This is a genomic window from Rossellomorea arthrocnemi (genome assembly GCF_904424705.1).
Lineage (GTDB): Bacteria > Bacillota > Bacilli > Bacillales > Bacillaceae_B > Rossellomorea > Rossellomorea arthrocnemi.
The window spans coordinates 21,476-27,920 of sequence record NZ_CAJGBF010000035.1; the positions used below are offsets into that span (position 1 = coordinate 21,476).

The following is a 6,445-nucleotide window of genomic DNA, read 5'->3' on the forward strand; positions in this document are numbered from 1 at the left end:
ATGTGGAGTTTTGAAAATACCATACTAAGAGAAAGCTCCAAGAAGATTTCTTGGAGCTTTTTTTCATGCTTATGATTGGCTTGGGACTTTGATCGCTTTGATCATTTGTCGTATCGAACCGAGGTGGTAGGCGGAATGAGCGATTGCTCCCAACAGACCACTCGATAGCTGTTCATCTAAGGAGTTAAGTGAATTGATCTTGGTGAGTAGCGTGGTGTATTCTTGATGAAGTTCGGAAGAGAATTGTGTCCATGTGTTTTTATCAACATTAGTAACTTTCCACGATGCTTCCCAGTCCTTACTGGGTTCTTCTCCCTTTAAGTAGGAGTTGGAAACCCATAAATAATAGCGGGTATGATCGGTTTGGGCGGCGATTGTCGTCCCATTGACAGGTATTGAAGCCTCTTCTGCCGATAATTCTTCAAGCGTTCCGAATAAACCACTGCCAGGCTTGGATTCTGTGTACCAGCTTCCGTTTCCATCAGGTCCTTCAAATGTTTCTTTCAACAAGGTTCTAACAGCTACCAACATCGGATTCTCCATCTTAGTACCTCCTGATTTTATAATTAACCACCATAAATACTTTAGCTGGTTATAAGTTTACTCCGGTTGTTTCTAACTGTCAATATGTATTATGATGGTTAGAGTAAAGGAGTCATGATCATGTTGGAAACAAACCCTTATATGATGGTCGGAGAACGTTTGTGTATGGATTTTATCAATACCGTCAGTTGGCGGGAAAGTGCTGATAAACGGCGGGATTGGTTTACGAGCTACGTTAAGTTGGTTGACTGGTCGATCCATGCTGAAGTGTTGACTGCCTCACAGGCACAGAATCTTCTAATTGAGGCCGGGGAAAACCCTTCTCAAGCAGAAGAAACCCTAAAGCAGGCAGTCGAACTGCGGGAAGTCATGTATCGAATATTCAAGAGCATTTCAAAGAAGACCTCGCCGAACGAGCAGGATCTGGCACACTTTAATAAATCCGTGAGCCACTTCTATCGATCGTTGCAAGTCATTCAAGACGAGGATCAATTCACTTTGAAGTTCAAACAAACAGAGAAAACCCTTGATACGATGCTGCCTCCCATTCTGCAATCCGCTGTCGATTTACTCGTTTCAAAAAGTGAATTGGAGCGGGTCAAGCAATGTGAAGGAGACCCTTGTGGCTGGTTATTCTTCGATACGAGCCGGAACCGGAGTCGCCGCTGGTGTTCAATGGCGGATTGCGGCAATCGTGCCAAAGTTCGACGATATTACCAAAAAGAAAAGTGACCACATTCGGTCACTTTTCCTTTAAGGGTAGATATTTATCAGTAATTGAAAGAAGCCCGATTCACCATTATTTTATAATGAGCCTAAGTTTGTGTAATGCTTAAGATGATCATTAAAGTCTTGTTCACACAATTACTTGATAAGTTAATCTTAAAAAGGTTTTACTTCTTCTGAAATTACTCATTAACTTATATATAGGAAGAACCAAGGGAGCAAGGGACAATTCCTCTTGTTTTTTTTTATGTTTAGGATCTTTTAAAAATATACAAAGGTACTTTAATAAAACTTTTGAAGCCAAATACTTAATATGTCCGTCTAATACTTAGTAATACATAAAGAAAAAGAAGGTGAGTTCAATTATTGAATTAGTTCACAAAGCTCAGGAAGGCGACGAAGAGGCATTTTTGACAATATTTCAAGAATACGAAAAAGACATTTATCGAATGGCTTATGTATATGTGAAAAATCAGGAGGATGCACTTGATGTCGTTCAAGAAACGGCGTATCGCTCATTCAAAAAGATAGGCACCCTAATGAATCCTGCATATTTTAAAACATGGTTAATAAAGATCACCATTACCTGTGCAACGGATATGCTGAGAAATAAAAAGAAGATCATTCATCTGAACCCGGAATATGCTCTTCACATTGATTCAGAAGATCGTGATCTTCCTCTTTCATTATCCTTGCATGATTTGCTTGACACGTTAAATGAAAGTGAGAAAAACATCATACTCTGGAAATTTTATCATGGATATACACTTAAGGAGATTTCAGAAATTGAGGAGTCGCCATTGGGTACAGTAAAGTCTGTTTTATATCGAGCTCTGGCAAAACTCCGAAAACAGGTTAGGAGGGTTGATATGTATGAATAATAATATTAGGCGTGAATTAGAGAAAATTGACATTCCGGATGAGTTACATAGTAGAGCCAGATTAGGCGTCGAGAAAGCAAAAGCAGAGTTCAATGTACGTAGTAATCCCCCTGTAAAGGAGAACACGCCTAGTCTTGTAAGCTCTCCAAAGGGAAAAAAGTACAACTATAAAAGACTTTCAATCATTGCGGCGGCACTCTTGCTAATTACTTCAACGTTAACATTCACACCAGTTATAGCGGCCATTCAAGAAGTATATGACAAAATTTTCTCAAGTAAGCATATTGATGATACAGGTGTGAGAAATGCCGTTATATCAGGCGATGGACAGATTCTTGATCAAACATATATTGATGAAAAATATGACATCACCGTCCATTTTGAACGTGTGTTGACAGATGATAAGGAAACAAAGCTCCTTCTTACCTATCAAAGTGAAAAAACCGATTTAAAAGACTATTATGTTGATCTATTCGAAGGTGTAAGCTCGATCAACTTAATGGTTGGAAATGAAAAAAGAAAATTGAAAAATGTAGGCTGGGGAAGTAGATATTATGACAGTAAGGAAAACAAAGTAGTATCAGCCCTTTCGTTTGAATCATTAAAGGATTATGAGGGAAAAGACATACGGTTGGAAATAGATCAGTTAACGATTTATAAAGATAGCGGTCGGGAGAGCGTGGAGACAACCTGGCCATTAGATTTCATGATCAAGCCGGCTGCAATATCAGAAAGAAAAACAATAGAGCTCAATAAAACATTCACTTACAAAAGGGAAGCCTACACCGTTACAAGGGTCGAGTTCTCTAAGTTGGAAACAAGGGTGGTAGTTAAGGGGTCTGACACAGGGGTCCTGACAGATGATAATGGTATGGAATACGACGTGATGAGTAAACTGGAACGACAATTCCTCAATGCAAGGAAACACAGTAAAGAATACGGGTATAGTGTCAACGAAAAGAAATCAGGAGTGTTTTTAAAATCAGAAGGCAAAAAAGTGGAACCGATTTTTAGTAAAGGAGAAGTTGAAGGAGAAAATGACGAATACATTATGACGTTTGCTCCGGTTAGAAATCAAAAGGACTGTATTCTTGAAGTAGGGGACGCTGTCGACATACCTCTTAATAAATCCGGAAAAGTTATACAAAAAGCAGTAGAAGATGAACAATCTGAAATAGATGCAGTGTTGGATGAATATGGATATACATTAGTGCCACTGACAAAAGAAGAAGAGAAAGAGATCAATCAATATCTCGAGACATTCCCAAAAGAACTTTCAATTAAGAGAAAAGCTATTGGGAAGCTAAAAGGTCATGAAAACTCGAAAATTCTAGAAGTTAGTATATCAGAAAGATCTAGAGTTCTTAGTATGAGTGAGGCCCAGAATTCAGAAGCGGCTAAAAAAATCAGGGAAGAAAATGGATTCTCTTTCATTCCGATTTATTTGAACCCAAGGTAAAGATGGAGAAGGTCCCCTTTTAATGAGAGGGGGCTTATTTTCATGTTGTGTCATCCGAGAAAATAAAATAAGAAACTTTACTTTTTTCTGAAACAGTAGTAAGACAAAGATATGGAATTGGATATTTATTTTATTTTTGTATATGAGTGGGTCATATAACTATTCCCTGCAGCTACTTAGTCCAATGAATGTATACAGACAGGAGAATAACATTCATGGAATAAAAAATACTTGAATGTCTGAACAAGGTCTATCCAATAGATTTCACCAAAGGTTGAACTAGTAACAAAAGGCCGCCCGGTTGACTGATAAGTATTTCCTCAAAAGTGGATTTAGCACAAGCACTTGAAGCTGCAAGTCATTGTAAGCAGGCAAATTAATTTGGTTAATGGGATGTAAAGTCAAGACGAAGGGGAGGTTTCAATGTGGTGGGAGTATTATGGAGATGCAGTCATGTTTGTCTCAGTGCTGACTGCTGTCTTGGTTCTAATTTCTATTCATTTCTTCAAAACGAAAAGTAAACGAGGGTTCATGATTCCCTTATCCATATCTTTAATTGGCTATGTCTCCATTGTTATAGGCATTGTTTTTATCAGAGGATGGAACAGGATGGGGTTTTTGGTTTATGGGGTGATTATAATGGGGATTGGTTTCCTTTATTATCTCGGAGTTGGGGTTTATAAAAAGATAAGATACTGAATGGGTAATGCTTTTATGAGAAGTGAGTTTCTAAGGACAATAGTTTAGTAACAGGACCAAGTAAGGAATGGATTTCTTATGAGCGATAAAGAGCCTTCCCATCGTTGGGGTATGGTAAGAGTAAATTCCTTGATCAAATATAAAAATTGAAATAATCAGGCTTCGTTTAGTGGTATTTATTAAGGAGGGAACTGCATTTGCAGCACTGCAAGAACTGCCATACCCAATTCAAATGGAAAAAGGTCTACCAATACTTATGGGGGCCAATTATTAAACCACTCTGCTGTCATACTTGCGATCAAGAGCACTCTTTGACCATAAAGGGGCGGTTTACGAATAGTATGCTGACCATTTTTCCCATGTTAGTCTTTATGCAGTTTCTTTCACCATTTCAAAATATTCTTTTAACTGGTGGAATAGGATTCCTTTTGGGTATTATTGGTTCTCTTCTGGGTCCATACTTAGTGGGATTTAAACTTGACGATAACAACCAGTCCAATATGATATGAGATTATTAAGAGAGGATGATAAAAATGAAAAAAGTTCTTTTACTTACTCTTTTAACACTCATTTCTTTATTGTCCGCATGTTCTTACAACCTCACCTTTGAAGACTTCTTTCACAAAAAGATGAAGGAAATATCAAAAGGATATGATAAAGAAGTGAATTACTCCTATTCTCTCGTTCATAAAGAGGAAGATGTGGTCCAACCAAACGATGCGATTGCCGTATTCACAGAAAACAATACCCGGGGAGAGCAAATATTCATCGCCTATTTTAAACAAGAAGATGATCAGTGGGAATGGAAACAAACGAGAGGAGCAGAATGGGATACCCCGGTAAAGTGGTCTGCCATGCATCAGGAACAGTATATCTATTCAGGTGCAATCAGTGACTCTTCCATTAAGGCCGTATTTGCAGGGAAAGAAAAAGCCAAAATCATTGAGGTGGAAGATGATAAACGGTTTTGGTATGCCATCAGTGGTGAAAAGGATGTTGAAGTGAAGATGGTCATGAAAGACGGAACACAGAATGTAATAGATGAAATAGATGATGAGATGTTAAAGGAATGGACAGAGAGGCTTACTAAAAATAAATAACATTCTTTATGGGGGAAGTATAATGCAGACACATATCAGAGAAGCCACCAAAAATGATTATGATGCGGTTCATCGAATACAAAGACAAGTTCACGAAATACATACAAAGGAAAGGCCAGACCACTATCGGATGGCGGATACCACGCTGGACCAGGAGTATTTTAATAACGTAATAGATGGAGAAAACACAAAGGTATTCGTATTAGAAGAAGCCCAACTCATCGCGTATACCATCATCACGATAAAGAATACCGATGAAAGACCCATTCTCAATTCTAAGAAAGTGGTCTATATGGATGATTTTGGTGTGGATCGTACGTTCAGAGGAAAAGGCTTGGGGAAGGTATTCTTTGGGGAGATATTGGAGTACGCAAAGGCTATAGAAGCAGATTCATTGGAATTAGGCGTGTGGGAATTTAACGAAGATGCTATAAAATTCTATGAATCAATGAATTTAAAGACCCAAAAGAGACGGATGGAAATCCGTTTATAATGGTTTTGTAATTTCCGTCTATATTAAAATAGAAATAATAATGCTTGATTTAAATGGCGTAAAACTTTTTGTTATTGGATCTTTTCGTAAAGATTGTTGTTTTTGAACAATTTATTTCTTGAGCTCTGTCAATCGATGTTAGGTGGATGGTGGGATGGACTGCTTTGCTTCAGCTAGCGTGTGGACGAGCCTCTTCAGCTAAAACGAACGGGGTATCGGCACGCTTCCCCGCCGGAGTCTACGTAGTTCCTCCTCGCCATCTAAACACGAATCAGAACTTACTAGTGACAAGAGGCAATTGTAAGAGCAGGATGTTGATCGCTCAACATTTAAAAAAAAGCTAGAGTTAAAACGAAAGGTATTTATATATCTATTTCTTACCCAGGCTTAGAAAGTTGATTGGAACGGAAGGTGCTTGACTCCCTCGGGAAAAGTTATAATATCAGGTCTTACAACCGTTTTATTTCTCTATTAAAATTTTTTAAAAATCATCTCGGCTAAATATCTTCCTTTTTTTATCATTTGTTCAAAATAAAGGGATATA

The 6,445-nt window shown here is 38.1% G+C and carries 7 protein-coding genes; 6 read left to right on the forward strand and 1 reads right to left on the reverse strand.

From position 1 onward, the window contains the following. Nucleotides 1–69: 69 nt before the first annotated feature. Nucleotides 70–543, reverse strand: coding sequence for a hypothetical protein (locus BAA9072_RS23035; RefSeq protein ID WP_201716901.1), 474 nt, complete (start codon nucleotides 541–543; stop codon nucleotides 70–72). Nucleotides 544–663: 120 nt separating this feature from the next. Between BAA9072_RS23035 and BAA9072_RS23040 the strand changes: the two genes are divergently transcribed. The 6 genes from BAA9072_RS23040 (at nucleotide 664) to BAA9072_RS23065 (ending at nucleotide 5,901) form a co-directional block, all read left to right on the forward strand. Continuing rightward, on the forward strand, nucleotides 664–1,275 hold the full coding sequence (locus BAA9072_RS23040; protein ID WP_201716902.1) for a CGNR zinc finger domain-containing protein: 612 nt from the start codon (nucleotides 664–666) through the stop codon (nucleotides 1,273–1,275). A 404-nt stretch (nucleotides 1,276–1,679) separates the two neighbouring features. Beyond that, entirely contained in the window at nucleotides 1,680–2,150 is a 471-nt protein-coding gene (locus BAA9072_RS23045; RefSeq protein WP_330999330.1) for a sigma-70 family RNA polymerase sigma factor, read from the forward strand. After that, complete coding sequence (locus BAA9072_RS23050) at nucleotides 2,143–3,609, forward strand: DUF4179 domain-containing protein (RefSeq protein WP_201716904.1); 1,467 nt, start codon at nucleotides 2,143–2,145, stop codon at nucleotides 3,607–3,609. Before BAA9072_RS23045 ends, BAA9072_RS23050 begins: the two co-directional genes overlap by 8 nt. A gap of 896 nt (nucleotides 3,610–4,505) precedes the next feature. Beyond that, entirely contained in the window at nucleotides 4,506–4,817 is a 312-nt protein-coding gene (locus BAA9072_RS24760) for a TIGR04104 family putative zinc finger protein (protein ID WP_201716905.1), read from the forward strand. Between the two features lie 24 nt (nucleotides 4,818–4,841). Continuing rightward, a complete protein-coding gene (locus BAA9072_RS23060; RefSeq protein ID WP_201716906.1) occupies nucleotides 4,842–5,408 on the forward strand; it encodes a hypothetical protein in 567 nt (188 codons plus the stop codon). 22 nt (nucleotides 5,409–5,430) lie between these two features. Continuing rightward, complete coding sequence (locus BAA9072_RS23065) at nucleotides 5,431–5,901, forward strand: GNAT family N-acetyltransferase (RefSeq protein WP_201716907.1); 471 nt, start codon at nucleotides 5,431–5,433, stop codon at nucleotides 5,899–5,901. The last annotated feature ends 544 nt before the right edge of the window (nucleotides 5,902–6,445 follow it).